The organism is Mesorhizobium sp. WSM1293 (assembly GCF_000513875.1).
GTDB classification, from domain to species: domain Bacteria; phylum Pseudomonadota; class Alphaproteobacteria; order Rhizobiales; family Rhizobiaceae; genus Mesorhizobium; species Mesorhizobium ciceri.
This window is the reverse complement of the sequence record NZ_AZUV01000001.1, coordinates 677,767-691,324: the sequence shown is the minus strand read 5'-3', so window position 1 is coordinate 691,324 and position 13,558 is coordinate 677,767. Positions and strand designations below refer to the sequence as shown.

Here is a 13,558-nt window from a genome sequence, read left to right as displayed (position 1 = left end):
GACTGGCCTGAAACTCGACACTTTCTATCCGGTTCGCCGCGCCGTCGATTGCGGGAACTCCAGCACTCCAGCCTCGGGTCGCCTGTGCTGCGCCTCCGTCACCGCTTCGATCAACAGATCGAGCGCGTCACAGGCGGCACGGCTCGTCTCGTCATTGCCCTGCAGATAATGATAGGCGCGTTCGAGGTGGATGCGGGCGGCTGAAAAATCGCTGGTCAATGGTCCCTCCATGATCCCGCCCTGAAAAGAGCTTGCCGGAGACGAGGGAACGCCGGGTAAATATCCACAAGCGGCTTTTATTCAAATGCCGCCGAATGTTGTGAGCAGGCGCGCGGCGTTGAAGCTGCCGATCTCCCCTACGAGGGGGGAGATTGGCAGTTTCAACGCCGCATAGCTACACTGCGGCCCCTTGCGCAAGGTGACATCGATGATCGTCCAGGCCTGCATCAACGGCGCGCGTCCGCGCGATTTCCACCCGAAGCTGCTGCTGACTGCCGAGGCAATGGCCAGCGATGCGGCAGCCTGCGTCGCCGCTGGAGTGGCCGAACTGCATATCCATCCGCGCGGCACCGACGGACGCGAAAGCCTGGCAGCCGTCGACGCCACGGTGCTGGCGGTGCGCCGGACCTGCCCGGGAACACTGGTTGGCGTGTCGACCGGCGCCTGGATCGAGAACGACGTCGAGCGGACCCGCGCGGCGATCGCCGGCTGGCGAGACCTGCCTGACTATGCTTCGGTCAACTTGTCCGAACCGGATGCGCCCGCCGTGATGGAGTTGCTGCGCCAGCGTGGTGTAGGCATCGAGGCGGGGCTTGCCGTCGTCGCCGATGCCGAGCGCTTCGTAGCGCTTCCCGGCCGCGACCAGGTGCTGCGCATTCTGATCGAGATCGACATCCCGGACCTGTCCGCTGCACTCGACGAAGCGCATGGCATCGCCGCCGTGCTCGAGCGCGCCGGGGTACGGCGGCCGATCCTGCTGCATGGCGTAGATGCAACTGTCTGGCCCTTCGTCAAGCTTGCGCATCGCCAGCGCTGGTCGACACGGGTCGGTCTGGAAGACGGCAAGACGCTCGCCGACGGAACTGTGGCGAAGGACAACGCGGCGATCGTCGCTGCCGCCGTGGCGATCTTTCGCGGCTAGTTTTCCAGAATGATCTGGATCGCCTCATCGACCACCGGATGCAGACCGCTGGCCTGGAAGGACAGTCGGTTACCGGAACCGACATTGCTGGTCATGGCGATGGTCAGTTCTGAGATCGGGTCATGCAACATGACGGCGACGTAGCCGGGGATGCTGCCCTGGTGGCCGTAAAAGGCGCGGTTGGCGTAGGTGCTCTGGAACATGCCGGCGCCGGTTTCGCGCATGCGGGTGCCCGGAAAACTCGCTGGCACGCGGTGTTCGAACATCTCGGCGAACAACGGCGGCGACAGCAGCTTTCCGGAAAAGAGGCCGCGCATGAAGGCCACCATATCCGACGGCGTCGACACCATGTCGCCGCAGCCATAAGCGGCGCTGAACGGGAAGGAATCGGAAGAATCCTGCAATTCGTCGGAGTAGGGGAGCACGCCGTCCATGCGCCACATCTCGCCGCCCGAAGCGATGTCGGCGGGCGCATTCGCCGCCGGCGGCGGCCGGTGGTAATAGCCGCGCACCATCGACTTTTCCGGAAAGGCTTCGGTGGCCGGCGACCAGGTATTCTTGAGGCCGAGCGGCTGCAGCACCGCGCTTCTGACGTAACCGCCGAGCGACTGGCCTGAGACCGCCTCGATCACCATGCCGGCCAGCACATAGCCGGTGTTGTTGTAGACGGCGGCTCCGCCCGGCGCCTTCTGCTTGTCGGAGGCGAAGGCGATGTCGACCAGCTGCTGCGGCGTCCATTGCCGGCTCGGATCCATCGGAATGTAATATTCGAACTCCGGCAGGCCGCTGCGGTGGTTGATCAGCTGGCGCACTGAAATGTCCTTGGCGCCCGGCAGGTCGGGAAACCAGCCGACGATCGGCGCGCCGAGGTCGAGCCTGCCCTCCTGGGCGAGCTTGACCAGCGCCGCGGCAACGAAGGTCTTGGTGCAGCTGCCGATCTTGAACAGGCGGTCGAGCGAGACGGCAACGCCATGTTCCCGGTCGGCGAGGCCGGCGGTGAGGGCAGCTGGTGCGGCGCCTGTGGAGTAGGCGAGCGAGGCGCCCACCGCGCCATCGGTGAGATAGGTCTTGAGGAGGGCGTTCAGGTCTTCACGCATGGATTCTGCTTTCGCCGCTAAATTGCTGGTTTCATAGATGTCGGTGCGCCCTCGGGTCGAGCCCGAGGGCAGGGTCGCCAAGCTTCACTCCGCCATATCGACAGCGGCAAAGTTCTGCCGGCCGAAGGGGTCGAGCACGTAGTTGAGCACGCTCTTGCGGATCGGGATCGCCACCACCGAATGGGCGATCGGCGCCACCGGCACCTCGACCTTCAGGATCGCCTGCGCCCTGGCGTAGATGTCGGCGCGCTGTTTCGGATCGGCGGCGACGCGGCCGTCCTGCAGCAGCTTCTCGAAGGCTGGATCGCACCAGCGCGAGCGGTTGGAGCCGCCCTTCACGCCGTCGCAGGAGAGCAGATAGCTCAGCATGTTGTCGGGGTCGCCATTGTCGCTGCTGCCGCCGAGCAGGTAGGCGTCCTGTTCGCCGCCGGCAGTGCGCTTGAGATATTCGCCCCACTCGAAGCTGACGATCTCGGCCTTGACGCCGACCTTCGCCCAGTCGGCCTGGATCATCTCGGCCATGCGCTTGGCGTTGGGATTGTAGGGCCGCGACACCGGCATCGCCCACAGGCTGATTTTCAAGTCGCTTTCGTGGCCGGCTTCCTTCAGCAGTGTCTTCGCGCCATCCGGATCATAGTCGATGCCGGCGTCGGTGACGGCGCCTATCTGCGCCGGCGGCACGACGCTGCCGGCGACCGCGCCGGCGCCGGCATAGACGGCGTCGACGATCGCCTTGCGGTCGACGGCCTTGGCCAGTGCCATGCGCACGCGCACATCGCCGAGCGGCTGGTGTTCGACATTGAAGCCGAGAATGCCGATGTTCTGGCCCTTGAGGTCGAGCACGGTGATGTCGGGATCGGTGCGCAAATCGGCGACGGCGCTTGGCGGGGGCGGGGCGGCGACCTGGCACTCATTGGCCTTGAGGCGCTCGACGCGCGTGGTCGGCTCGGGCGTGACGGCGAAGACCAGAGTGTCGATCTTCGGCGGGCCGCGCCAATAATCCTTGTTGGCGGCGTAGCGGATCTGGCTGTCGGGGACATAGGCCTGCAGCACGAACGGGCCGGTGCCGACGGGTTCGCTATCGATCAGTTCCGGCGTGCCGGCGGCGACCATCTTTTCGGTCTGCTCCAGGGACAGGATGGAGAGATAGTCGAGCGCGATGCCGGGCAGGAAGGTGACGTTGGCAGCCGTCAGCGTGAAGCGCACGGTGTAATCGTCGACCTTGTCTATCTTGTCGATCAGTGTGCCCATGCCCAGCGCATTGAAGTACTCGTAAGCGCCGCCGCCGAGCTTGTGGTAGGGATTGCTGGCGTCGCGCTGGCGGTTGAAGGTGTACAGCACGTCGTCGGCATTGAACTCGCGCGACGGTGTAAAGTGGTCGTTCGACTGGAATTTCACGCCGTGCCTGAGACGGAAGGTGTAGATCTTGCCGTCGGCTGAGACCTCCCAGCTTTCGGCCAGCGCCGGCCCGACCTCGGTCGTGCCAGGCTTGAACTCGACCAGCCGGTTGAAGATCGTCTTGGCGGCGGCATCCATGGTGGAGTCCGCCGTGCCGATCGCCGGGTTGAAGGTCTCGGGATTGGCTTCCGAGCAATAGACCAGGGTTTTGGCATAGGCCTGCCCGCCGAGAAGGACGGATGAGGCCAGCAGCGACGAGGTAAGCACTGCGCGCAGAACGGTGGATTTCATCGCAAACGCTCCTGATGACACTTTACGGGTTGAGGGAAGGACAGGCCGGTGAAGTTCATGGCGTTGCCGCCGGGGTGATGAAACGGTCGGGCGCCAGCGCGGCTGTGGTGACACCGCGAGCCGCGAGATCGTCCGGCAATGACTGGCCGCGAAGCAGTGCCGAGCCCAGCCGCGCTAGCGTCAGCGACACCTGGAAGCCGTAGCCGCCCTGGCCGCCGAGCCAGAAGAAGCCGGGCAGGCGCGGGTCGAAACCGACGACCGGCGTGCGGTCGGGCGAAAAGGTGCGCAGGCCCGCCCACGGTGTCGACGGACGGCCGATGCGCAGCGATGTCGCCTGTTCGATGCGGTCGACGGCGATGGCGACGTCGATGTCTTCGGGATACGCGTCGCAAGGCGCGGAATCGGTTTCGTCGGCGAGCGAGCCGATCAGCCTGCCGGCATCGGGCTTGAAGTAGAATTGTTCGTGCAGATCGACCACCAGCGGCCAGGCGCTGATGTTCGTGCCGGCGGGCGGATCGAACAGGAAGGCGGTGCGGCGCTTGGGCCGGAAGCCAAGGCCGGAGAGACCGGCCAGCCCGGCGACGACATCGACCCAGGCGCCGGTGGCGTTGACGACGATATCGGCCTGGTAGGCGCCGGCATTGGTCGCGACGCTGAAGCCGTTTGGGACGCGGGAAATCTCCAGCACTTCCTCGCCGGTGCGGATGACGCCGCCGCCCGCCTTGAGCGCCGAGGCTGAAGCGGCAAGCATCTTTCCCGTGTCGACATCGAGCGCGCCGGGTTCATGGACGCCGCCGCAAGTGGTTGCCGTGGCGATGACCGGCACCAGCGCGGTGACTTCGGCAGCCGACAGGCGCCGTACGCTCGGCACGAGCGCCTGCATCTCGGCCGCCATGCGGTCGACGGCTGCACTGTCCTCGACGCCGCCGACATGCAGCGCGCCGCGTCGGTGGGCGGCGAATCCGCCATCTATGATCGCCTGCCGGCTGGCCAGCGACAGCGCCCGCACCAGCGCATTGCCGTAGGTTTCTGAAAACAGCGCCGCCGAGCGGCCGCTGGCGTGGTAGCCGAGATGCGGCTCGCGCTCGAGCACGGTGACCTCAGCCCAGGATTGCACGGCCGCCGCCAGCGAAAGGCCGGCAATGCCGCCGCCGATGACGACGATTTTCTGGAGGGACTTGGACTGCATCTCCTAGGGGTAGAAATAATTTCTTATCCAGTCAATATTTAGCGTATAAGAAAATTGTTAGCGTTGTTGATAGCAGCAGAGAGTTGGACTACCTAGGGTAGACTGGCGGCTCGATGGGCCGCGCAACGGAGCTGACGATGTCGGAGCAACCGAACCTCGGTGATTGTCTGCGCGGCTTGAGGAAGACGCATGGCTGGACCTTGCAGGAGGTCAGCACGCTGACCGGCGTCGCAGTGTCGACGCTGTCCAAGGTCGAGAACGACCAGATGTCGTTGAGTTACGACAAGCTGCTGCAGATCTGCGAGGGGCTGGGCATCCATGTCACCGAACTGCTCAGCGGCGACCGCAAGCAGCCGTCCGCGCGCACCCGTCGTTCGGTGACCTCGCCGTCCAACACGCTGCGCCAGCTGACCCGCAACTACGACTACCGCTATTTGGCCACAGACCTGGTGCGCAAGCGCATGGTACCGATCCACGCCTATGCACGCGCCCGCACGCCGCAGGAATTCGGTCCGCTGACCAGGCATGCCGGCGAGGAGTTTTTGATCGTGCTCAAGGGCGAGATCGAACTGCACACCGACCAGTACGCGCCGGTGCGGCTGAAACAGGGCGAAAGCGTCTACATCGATTCCACCATGGGCCACGCCTATCTCTCGGTGGGCGAGGGCGACGCCGAGATGCTGTGCGTCTGCTCCGGCGACGAGCCTGACATGGAAGGCACGCTGCTGAGTGTGCTGGAGACGGTGGAGGGGTAGGGGCGGGCCCTAATTTCCCGACATTACGCCGCCCCCTCATCTGGCGCCGCCATCTTCTCCCCCGTGAACGGCAGGGCCATCGCATAAGGATTCTTGCGAAGATGGACCCCCACCCTAACCCTCCCCACAAGGGGGAGGGAACGCTGCCGCGTGCCTCTAATTCTTCTTTGGCGCCGAAAAGACAGGGGATTTGCGCAGGTCGGCGCCAACGGAAGTCTCCCTCCCCCTTGCGGGGAGGGGTTAGGGGTGGGGGTGCGTGCCGGGCAGACATCTCAGGAATTCCATATGCGATAGCTCTGCCGTGAACGGGGAGAAGGACGATCCTATCGACGGGCGGCGCTGGCTTCAACAATCGAGGGGCTCCGCTACAGCGCAACCACACGCCCCATTCCCCGCCGAACCGCCTCGCGGTAGGCAAGGTCCGCGGCCACCATGTCTTCCATGGCGACGCCCATGGCCTTGTAGACGGTGACCTGATCGGCGCTGACCCGTCCCGGCCGCAGTCCGAGCAGCATTTCGCCAAGCTCGGTTCCGGTTTGCGGATCAATGCCCGCCAGTTCGCAGGAACCGACCGGCGTCGGGGCAAAGGCATCCCTGGTCTCGACGAACAGGCTGGCCCGCCCGACAAGCTCGACCGGCAACTCGCCGCCCGGCGGGGCGACGCCTACCGACGAGACGTGGCTGCCGGACCGCACCCAGTCGGCCGAGATCACCGGCGCATAGGAATGCGTTGCCAGGCAGACGACGTCGGACGAGCGCACCGCGGCCTCTATATCGGCGACGGCAACGACGCCGGGATATTGCGCGGCGAGCGCCTGCGCATCGGCGAATTCCTTCGAGACGACGCGGATTTCGGCGAAGTCGCGCACCAGCGGCAAAAGATGCAGATGCTGGCCGGCCTGCACGCCGGCGCCGATCACCGTCGCGACCTTGGCGTCGCGGCGGGCGAGTTCACGCACCGAGAGCACGGCCGAGCCGGAGGTGCGCACTGCGGTGATATAGGTGCCGTCCATGACGCAGACCGGCATGCCCGTCTCAGGGTCGAACAGATGGATGGTGGCGAGGTGGCTGGGGATGCCTTTGGCGACGTTGCCCTCGAAGACGTTGACGATCTTCACCGTCAGATGCATGCCTGCCATCCATGCCGACATCGCCAGCGAATAGCCGACCTGCGGAATATCGAGCTGCGGCCGTCCCGGATTGACCACCTTGCCGCCGGACAGCGCCTTGAAGCCGCCGGCGAGCACGTCGAGAAGCTCGTGCAGGTCGATGCAGGTTTTCACCTCGGCCTCGCTCAGGATGAGTACGGGCGTGTCACCCTTGGCCTGGGCGCTGCGGGAGGTGGATATCGCTGATGTCATGGAATCCGCTTTCGTTGTCGGTTGCACGACAACGGTATTGCGATCTATCGGCGTGATGAAATATGCTGTTTTTGTTATTTTGGCGTGATTATCACGCGTGTTCGGCTCAGAAAGCGTGAATCCTGAAATGGACGATCTCGACCGTATCGACCGCTCGCTGCTGCGTTTGTTGCAGGAGGACGGCCGCCGCACGACGCTCGATCTGGCCCGGCGGGTCGGCCTGTCGCCGACCGGGGCGGCGCAGCGCGTCAAGCGGCTGTTCGCCGACGGGTTTATCCGCGCGGTGCGCGCCGTGCTCGATCCGGCCAAAATCGGACAGGCGCAGCTCGTCTTCATCGAAGTGCGGCTCGACCACACGGCGCCGCATGTCTTCGACCGCTTCGCCGAGGCCGTATTGCGGGCGCCCGAGATCATCGAGTGCCACATGGTGGTCGGCGGCTTCGACTATCTGGTCAAGGCGCGCATCGCCGACATGGCGATGTTCCAGGATTTCCTGCAGCGGGTCATCCTGCCGCTGCCCGGGGTTCGGGAAACGCACACCTACGCCTCGATTGCCAATGTGAAACCCGACGCCTTGCTGCCGATCTAGGCCGATCTAGATTGGCCTTTCTCCTGCATCGAGCAGCCATTGCCGCACGGCCTGCGTCGGCTCGGGGTGGCGCTGTTTTCTCGGCATCACGACATAAAAATCCTGCGTGCCGCGCATTTCGCCGCTGACGGGCTGAACCAGACGGCCGGCGGCGAGTTCGGCGGCGACGAGAAAGCGGCTGGCCAGCGCAATGCCCTGGCCGGCGACGGCCGCGTCGATGGCGAGGCCGGTCTGGTTGAAGCGCATGCGTTTGAGTTCGGTCGTCATCTTCAGGCCGATCGCCTTTTCCATGAATTCCGGCCACAGATTGTGGGCATCGTGCAGCAGCACGTGGTGCTGGATTTCGGAGGCCGCGATCTCGATCGCGCCGGCCGGCAGCAGGGCCGGGCTGCACACGGCGACGATCTGCTGGGGAAACAACAGGTCGACGACCAGCCCGGCGCCGAAGGGTGGGCGGCCCTGCCTGACCGCGATGTCGACGCCGTCGGCCTGGAAGCTCGACAGGCTTTCGCTGGCCAGCACGCGCAGGTCGACCAGCGGGTTGTGCGCGACGAAGTCGTGCAGCCTCGGGATAAGCCATTTGGTGGCGAAGCTCGGCGTCACGCTGATCGTCAGCCGCGCCGGCTCGGGACGAAGCAGCAGCGTCGCCTCCGAGATCAGGTCGAAGGCGCGGCGGATGTTGGGGACATAGGCGCGGCCCTCATCGGTCAGCGCCAGGCCGCGCGGCAGCCGCTCGAACAGCTTCGTGCCGAGATCGGCCTCCAGCCCGCGAATGTGCTGGGCGACCGCCCCTTGCGTGACGTTGAGCTCTTCGGCCGCGATGCGGAAGTTGAGATGACGCGCCGAGGCTTCGAAGGCGCGCAGCGCATTCAACGGCGGCAAGCTGAGGAAGGTTTCGGGCATGCAGTAGTTTTTCTACAGGTTGATTTCAGGCATTCTGGTTCGAACCGACGGGGAAAACCAGCTATATCGACGCTCAACTCCCGAAAACACCGCTTGCGGTGCCCGCAAACCCTGAGAGGGAAATCCGATGAGTGTAGAAAAAGTAGCTGTGGTGGTGGCCGGCGGCAGCGGCATGGGGGCGGCGGCGGCCAAGCGGCTGGCGGCGGACGGCTTCAAGATTGCCATTCTTTCCTCTTCGGGCAAGGGCGAGGCGCTGGCCAAGGAGCTTGGCGGGCTCGGCGTCACCGGCTCCAACCAGTCGAACGACGATCTGCACCGCCTCGTCGACCTGACGCTGGAGCGCTATGGCCGCATCGACGTGCTGGTCAACAGCGGCGGCCACGGGCCGCGCGCGCCGATCCTCGAGATCACCGACGAGCAATGGCACACCGGCATGGACGTCTACCTCCTCAACGTCATCCGGCCGGTGCGCATCGTGGCACCCCAGATGGTCAAGCAGAAGGGTGGGGCCATCATCAACATCTCGACGGCCTGGGTGGTCGAGCCGAGCCCGATGTTCCCGACGTCCGCCGTGTTCCGCGCCGGCGTTGCCGCCTACACCAAGATCTTCGCCAACACCTATGCCGCCGACAATGTGCGCATGAACAATGTGCTGCCCGGCTGGATCGACAGCCTGCCGGCCACCGAAGAACGCCGCGACTCGGTGCCGATGCAGCGCTACGGCACTTCGGAAGAGGTCGCCGCGACCATCGCCTTCCTGGCGTCGGAGGGCGCCGGCTACATCACCGGCCAGAACATCCGGGTCGACGGCGGCATTATACGCGCTATTTGAGGGCGTCGGCCGGGAGGGGATTCCGGCATCTCACCCCAAGGAGCAAATAATGCGGCTTTTGATACTCGGCACCGGCTGGATGGCGCAGGAACATGCCCGGCGCTTCAGCGCCATCGAGGGCATCGACATTGTCGGCGCGGTCGATGTCGATCCGGCGCGGGTCGGCGAGTTCGCCGACAGCTTTGACATTCCCAACCGCTTTACCGCACTGGAGGAGGCGCTGGCATGGGGCGAGTTCGACGCGGTGGCCAATGTCACGCCCGACCGCATCCACCACCCGACCACCATGGCGCTGATCGCCGCCGGCAAGCCGGTGCTGTGCGAAAAGCCGCTGGCCGAAAACTTCGGCAAGGCGACCGAGATGGCCGATGCCGCCGAGGCTGCCGGCATCGTCAACATGGTGAACCTCACCTATCGCAATGTGGCCGCGCTGCAGAAAGCGCGCCAGATGGTGCAAGCGGGCGAGATCGGCACCGTCAGGCATGTCGAGGCGTCCTATCTGCAGAGCTGGCTGGTGTCGAAATTCTGGGGCGACTGGCGCACCGATCCGAAATGGCTGTGGCGGCTGTCGCGCGGCCACGGTTCCAATGGCGTGCTCGGCGATGTCGGCATCCACATCCTCGATTTCGCCAGCTATGGCGCAGCCGTCGACATCGACCATGTATTCTGCCGGCTGCGCGCCTTCGACAAGGCGCCCGGCAACCGCATCGGCGACTACGGACTCGACGCCAATGACAGCTTCGCCATGACGCTGGATTTTTCCAACGGCGCCTTCGGCGTGGTGCATGCCAGCCGCTGGGCAACAGGCCATCTCAACGAACTGCGTCTGCGCATCTATGGCGAGAAGGGCGGCATCGAAGTGGTGCACAATCTCGACGGTTCGACGCTCAAGGCATGCGTGGGGGAGAATGTCGAGAACGCCATATGGGAAGAGCGCGACCCCGGCACGGTGGAGACCAACTACCAGCGTTTCACTGACGCGGTGCGCACGGGCGTGCAGGCCGAACCGTCCTTCCGCCATGCGGCCGAATTGCAGAAGGTGCTGGATCTGGCCGTGGTGTCGGACGAGAAGCGGGCGGAGCTGAGAGCGAACGCGGAAACGCGGTGAGGGCTCGCACCTCGCGCCCATACCGCAGTAGCTGGAAGGGGCCGAGTTCTGTCAGACTCCCCTCTGCCCTGCCGGCCATCTCCCTCGCAAGGGGGGAGATCGGCAGCTTCAATTGCTGCGCCTGGTAAGTCATCAGTGCCCGCCTCCTGATCCGTGTCAGGTGGCTTCAGGGGCCGGTCACGAGCGAAAAAACCAGTTTCTGCAAATTCCCGCCATTGCCGAATTCGATACGGTCGAAGTCGCGGCTTGCCTGCACCCGCGCCTTCGAGATCGCGTCGAGCCGCTTGACCACCTCGGCCCTGGTCTTGCTGCATTCGGGATCGTCGGCGACGGTCAGGCCGTCCGTCGCGGCTTGGATGTCGTGGACCATCTGGACCATGCTGGCGCCATGCACCTTCTCATGGGCGGCGACGCCGGCGATGAAGGTGTCCCAGTTCTTCTGGACGGCCGGCGGCAGGGAGCGGGAGGGTTTCGGCAAAGTGTAGGTGACGATCAGCTTCGGCCGCCCGGCCGTCAGCACGCAGTCCTTGCCGCTGGGCTTGTAATCCCTTAGCCCCCAGGTCAGCTTGAAATTGGTGTAGGCGATGGCGCGGGCAATGCCGAGCTTTGGCCCTTTCTCGCCGATCGAGCGGTAGAGTTCGGCGCCGGACTGGCCCGAGATCGCGTAGGGCTCGATCTTCTCGACCGGCTTCCACTCGGCATGAGCGGTGAGCGGCAAGGCCAGCAGGGCGGCAAAGGACAGACACAGGCGAATGCAGGCTCTCAATCCAACTCTCCGCGAAACAGGACCGGCTGCCGCAAGGGGCAATGCCATCGGATCGCTTTTTCCTATATGCTGGCGACGGGCGCTGCAAATGCCCTGAAGGCAGTCAATTGGGGGAGCCATGAGAGTTGCACATCTCGTCGTCGCCGGTGCGGTAGCGGTCCTGCAGGCCGCGCAACCGGCGTTTGCCGCGTCGTGCGGCGGCTGGAGCGCCAGGATGGAGGAAGACGAGGGCGGCAGCGTGCTGACGGCCTCGGTCTGCGGCGGGCCGAAAGGCGATGCGTATCTGATGCTGACCTGTTTCGACACGCCGGTGCTGAGCTACGATCTCGGCGCCAACGGCCAGCAATTGGAGCCTGGCATCAGCGGTTCGTTCGCGTTCAAGGCCGACGGCAAGACGGTAACTAAGGCGCTGCAGCTGGAGGCCATGTACAACTACTTCGTGGTCAACCTGGCGAAAGCCGATCCGCTGCTCGACCTGTTGCGCGGCAAGGGCGATGTGTCGGTCAGTTCAGCCAAATATGGCGAGATCAGCTTTCCGCTGAAGGGTTCAAGCGCGGCCATCGGCAAGGTGCTGGCGCAGTGCGGCTGAGGACTTCGTCATCCGAGGGCCTCCGAGACGGAGCTGCGCTCCTGCTTCGCCCTAGGATTGTTTGAGCAGGATCAGGTAGTTTGGCGGCCGGGACTGCGGCCCATCACCCCACCCAGTCGTACCGTCGCGGCCATCAGTTCCTCGTCCGAAAACCCGGAAAAACCCAGCACCAGGCCTTGCCGGGACGCCCCGCCGATGAACATCGAGGACAAGGCCCTGGCGCCGACACCTGCCGCCTTCGCCGCCTCGACGATCGCCGTGTCCGGCCCGGCGTGCTTCAGCGTCGCCATCAAGTGCAGCCCCTGTTCGGGCACGATTACTTCGAGGGCATCGCCGCAATGCGTCTCGAGGCCGGCGACCAGCACGTCGCGCGCGGCTTGCACCCGGCGGCGCACGCGCCTGAGATGCGCGGCGAAATGGCCCTCGTTCAACAGGTCGGTCAGCGCGCCTTCGGCCAGCGTCGAGGGGAAGCGGTCGGAGCGCGCCCTGACCGCCATCACGGCATCGAGCAGCGCTTCGGGCACCACGACATAGCCGATGCGCAGGCCGGGGAAGAGGATTTTCGAGAAGGTGCCGAGATAGGCGACACGGCCCGAGCCGTCCATGCCCTGCAGCGAAGTCAGCGGCGGGCCGGCATAGCGGAACTCGCTGTCGTAGTCGTCCTCGATGATCCAGGCATCGTTGCGCCGCGCCCAGTCGAGCAAAGCGAGACGGCGGCGCATCGTCATCGTCACGCCGAGCGGATATTGATGCGAGGGCGTGACATAGGCCGCGCGCGCCTTGGAGCACAGGCTTTCGCCGATCTCGGGATCGAGCCCTTCCGCGTCGACGGGTACGCCAAAAACCGTGGCCCCGCTGCCGGCCAGCACGGCGTGCGCCATGGGATAGCAGGGGTTTTCGATCCAGACGGCATCGCCGGGACGAAGTGCTGCACGCACCAGGAGATCGAGCCCCTGCTGCGTGCCCGACGTCAGCACGATCTGGCCGGCGTCGCAGCGCACGCCGCGTGCGGTCCTGAGATAGGTGGCAATTGCCGTGCGCAGCGGCAGGCCGCCGCGCGGATCGCCATAGCGGAAATGCTCCGGTCCGGGGCGGGTGAGGTGGCGCGACAGAAGGATGCGAAACATATCAAGCGTGCGCGGATCGGAGACCGCAACGCCAAGGCCGCAAGGTAGCGACGCCGCGACCTCGATCTCCGCTGGACGCGGCTTGATCAGCGTCAGCGGCAGATGCGGCACATCAGGCGCGACGAAGGTGCCGGCGCCGACCTTGGCGACCGCAAACCCCTCCGAGATCAGCATTTCGAAACAGGCAACCGCCGCCGAACGCGACAGACCGAAGCGCTGTGCGAGATCCCGGGTGGTCGGGAGTTTCGCCCCGGTGGCCAGCGCGCCGGTCTCGATCAGCCGCCTGAGCGCCGCATAGAGCTCGCGGCTGCGCGGGCCGTCGCCCGGCAGGACCGGGATCAGCGCCGACCAATCCGGAAAATTGGTCCGGTTTTTCTTCATAGGATTGGTTCTTTTATCGACCAATGTCATG

At 65.2% G+C, this 13,558-nt stretch carries 14 protein-coding genes; 6 read left to right on the top strand and 8 right to left on the bottom strand.

Annotated elements, in window-relative coordinates; all coding sequences use genetic code 11:
* Positions 1-24: 24 nt before the first annotated feature.
* Positions 25-219, bottom strand: a complete 195-nt coding sequence (locus tag M729_RS0103450; RefSeq protein ID WP_024501638.1) for a hypothetical protein — start codon at positions 217-219, stop codon at positions 25-27.
* Positions 220-427: 208 nt separating this feature from the next.
* Between M729_RS0103450 and M729_RS0103445 the strand changes: the two genes are divergently transcribed.
* Positions 428-1,141, top strand: coding sequence for a 3-keto-5-aminohexanoate cleavage protein (locus M729_RS0103445; protein ID WP_027160759.1), 714 nt, complete (start codon positions 428-430; stop codon positions 1,139-1,141).
* Here M729_RS0103445 and M729_RS0103440 read toward each other — a convergent pair.
* The 3 genes from M729_RS0103440 to M729_RS0103430 form a co-directional block, all read right to left on the bottom strand.
* Positions 1,138-2,238 carry a serine hydrolase domain-containing protein gene (locus M729_RS0103440; RefSeq protein ID WP_027160758.1) on the bottom strand — a complete coding sequence of 367 codons (1,101 nt, stop codon included), beginning with the start codon at positions 2,236-2,238 and terminating at the stop codon, positions 1,138-1,140. The two genes, M729_RS0103445 and M729_RS0103440, sit on opposite strands and share 4 nt — an antisense overlap.
* Positions 2,239-2,322: 84 nt before the next feature.
* Entirely contained in the window at positions 2,323-3,927 is a 1,605-nt protein-coding gene (locus M729_RS0103435) for an ABC transporter substrate-binding protein (protein WP_027160757.1), read from the bottom strand.
* A gap of 55 nt (positions 3,928-3,982) precedes the next feature.
* Entirely contained in the window at positions 3,983-5,116 is a 1,134-nt protein-coding gene (locus M729_RS0103430) for an FAD-binding oxidoreductase (protein WP_027160756.1), read from the bottom strand.
* 137 nt (positions 5,117-5,253) lie between these two features.
* On the opposite strand from M729_RS0103430, the gene M729_RS0103425 reads away from it, so the two are divergent.
* The gene (locus M729_RS0103425) at positions 5,254-5,871 is read left to right on the top strand and encodes an XRE family transcriptional regulator (protein WP_024501633.1); all 618 of its coding nucleotides are present in this window, start codon (positions 5,254-5,256) and stop codon (positions 5,869-5,871) included.
* 365 nt (positions 5,872-6,236) lie between these two features.
* Here M729_RS0103425 and M729_RS0103420 read toward each other — a convergent pair whose 3' ends face one another.
* Entirely contained in the window at positions 6,237-7,232 is a 996-nt protein-coding gene (locus M729_RS0103420; RefSeq protein WP_050596169.1) for an ornithine cyclodeaminase family protein, read from the bottom strand.
* 127 nt (positions 7,233-7,359) lie between these two features.
* On the opposite strand from M729_RS0103420, the gene M729_RS0103415 reads away from it, so the two are divergent.
* Positions 7,360-7,821, top strand: a complete 462-nt coding sequence (locus M729_RS0103415; RefSeq protein ID WP_024501631.1) for an Lrp/AsnC ligand binding domain-containing protein — start codon at positions 7,360-7,362, stop codon at positions 7,819-7,821.
* Between the two features lie 6 nt (positions 7,822-7,827).
* On the opposite strand, the gene gcvA is transcribed toward M729_RS0103415, so the two are convergent.
* Positions 7,828-8,724, bottom strand: a complete 897-nt coding sequence (gene gcvA, locus M729_RS0103410) for a transcriptional regulator GcvA (protein WP_024501630.1) — start codon at positions 8,722-8,724, stop codon at positions 7,828-7,830.
* Between the two features lie 127 nt (positions 8,725-8,851).
* On the opposite strand from gcvA, the gene M729_RS0103405 reads away from it, so the two are divergent.
* Entirely contained in the window at positions 8,852-9,556 is a 705-nt protein-coding gene (locus tag M729_RS0103405) for an SDR family oxidoreductase (protein WP_013530747.1), read from the top strand.
* 49 nt (positions 9,557-9,605) lie between these two features.
* Positions 9,606-10,664 (top strand): Gfo/Idh/MocA family oxidoreductase, encoded by a 1,059-nt coding sequence (locus tag M729_RS0103400; RefSeq protein WP_027160754.1) that lies wholly within the window; start codon positions 9,606-9,608, stop codon positions 10,662-10,664.
* A gap of 166 nt (positions 10,665-10,830) precedes the next feature.
* Here the strand turns inward: M729_RS0103400 and M729_RS0103395 are convergent, their stop codons facing one another.
* A complete protein-coding gene (locus tag M729_RS0103395) occupies positions 10,831-11,430 on the bottom strand; it encodes a DUF922 domain-containing protein (protein ID WP_027160753.1) in 600 nt (199 codons plus the stop codon).
* Positions 11,431-11,548: 118 nt separating this feature from the next.
* Between M729_RS0103395 and M729_RS0103390 the strand changes: the two genes are divergently transcribed.
* A complete protein-coding gene (locus tag M729_RS0103390; RefSeq protein WP_245267534.1) occupies positions 11,549-12,019 on the top strand; it encodes a hypothetical protein in 471 nt (156 codons plus the stop codon).
* 71 nt (positions 12,020-12,090) lie between these two features.
* Here M729_RS0103390 and M729_RS0103385 read toward each other — a convergent pair whose 3' ends face one another.
* A complete protein-coding gene (locus M729_RS0103385; RefSeq protein WP_084652564.1) occupies positions 12,091-13,527 on the bottom strand; it encodes a PLP-dependent aminotransferase family protein in 1,437 nt (478 codons plus the stop codon).
* Between the last annotated feature and the right edge of the window lie 31 nt (positions 13,528-13,558).

Bases quoted from the DNA above. Each gene is read 5' to 3' on its own strand.
- M729_RS0103445 (WP_027160759.1), top strand. From the start codon at position 428: ATGATCGTCCAGGCCTGCATCAACGGCGCGCGTCCGCGCGATTTCCAC.
- M729_RS0103440 (WP_027160758.1), bottom strand. From the start codon at position 2,238: ATGCGTGAAGACCTGAACGCCCTCCTCAAGACCTATCTCACCGATGGC.
- M729_RS0103435 (WP_027160757.1), bottom strand. From the start codon at position 3,927: ATGAAATCCACCGTTCTGCGCGCAGTGCTTACCTCGTCGCTGCTGGCC.
- M729_RS0103430 (WP_027160756.1), bottom strand. From the start codon at position 5,116: ATGCAGTCCAAGTCCCTCCAGAAAATCGTCGTCATCGGCGGCGGCATT.
- M729_RS0103425 (WP_024501633.1), top strand. From the start codon at position 5,254: ATGTCGGAGCAACCGAACCTCGGTGATTGTCTGCGCGGCTTGAGGAAG.
- M729_RS0103420 (WP_050596169.1), bottom strand. From the start codon at position 7,232: ATGACATCAGCGATATCCACCTCCCGCAGCGCCCAGGCCAAGGGTGAC.
- M729_RS0103415 (WP_024501631.1), top strand. From the start codon at position 7,360: ATGGACGATCTCGACCGTATCGACCGCTCGCTGCTGCGTTTGTTGCAG.
- gcvA (WP_024501630.1), bottom strand. From the start codon at position 8,724: ATGCCCGAAACCTTCCTCAGCTTGCCGCCGTTGAATGCGCTGCGCGCC.
- M729_RS0103405 (WP_013530747.1), top strand. From the start codon at position 8,852: ATGAGTGTAGAAAAAGTAGCTGTGGTGGTGGCCGGCGGCAGCGGCATG.
- M729_RS0103400 (WP_027160754.1), top strand. From the start codon at position 9,606: ATGCGGCTTTTGATACTCGGCACCGGCTGGATGGCGCAGGAACATGCC.
- M729_RS0103390 (WP_245267534.1), top strand. From the start codon at position 11,549: ATGAGAGTTGCACATCTCGTCGTCGCCGGTGCGGTAGCGGTCCTGCAG.
- M729_RS0103385 (WP_084652564.1), bottom strand. From the start codon at position 13,527: ATGAAGAAAAACCGGACCAATTTTCCGGATTGGTCGGCGCTGATCCCG.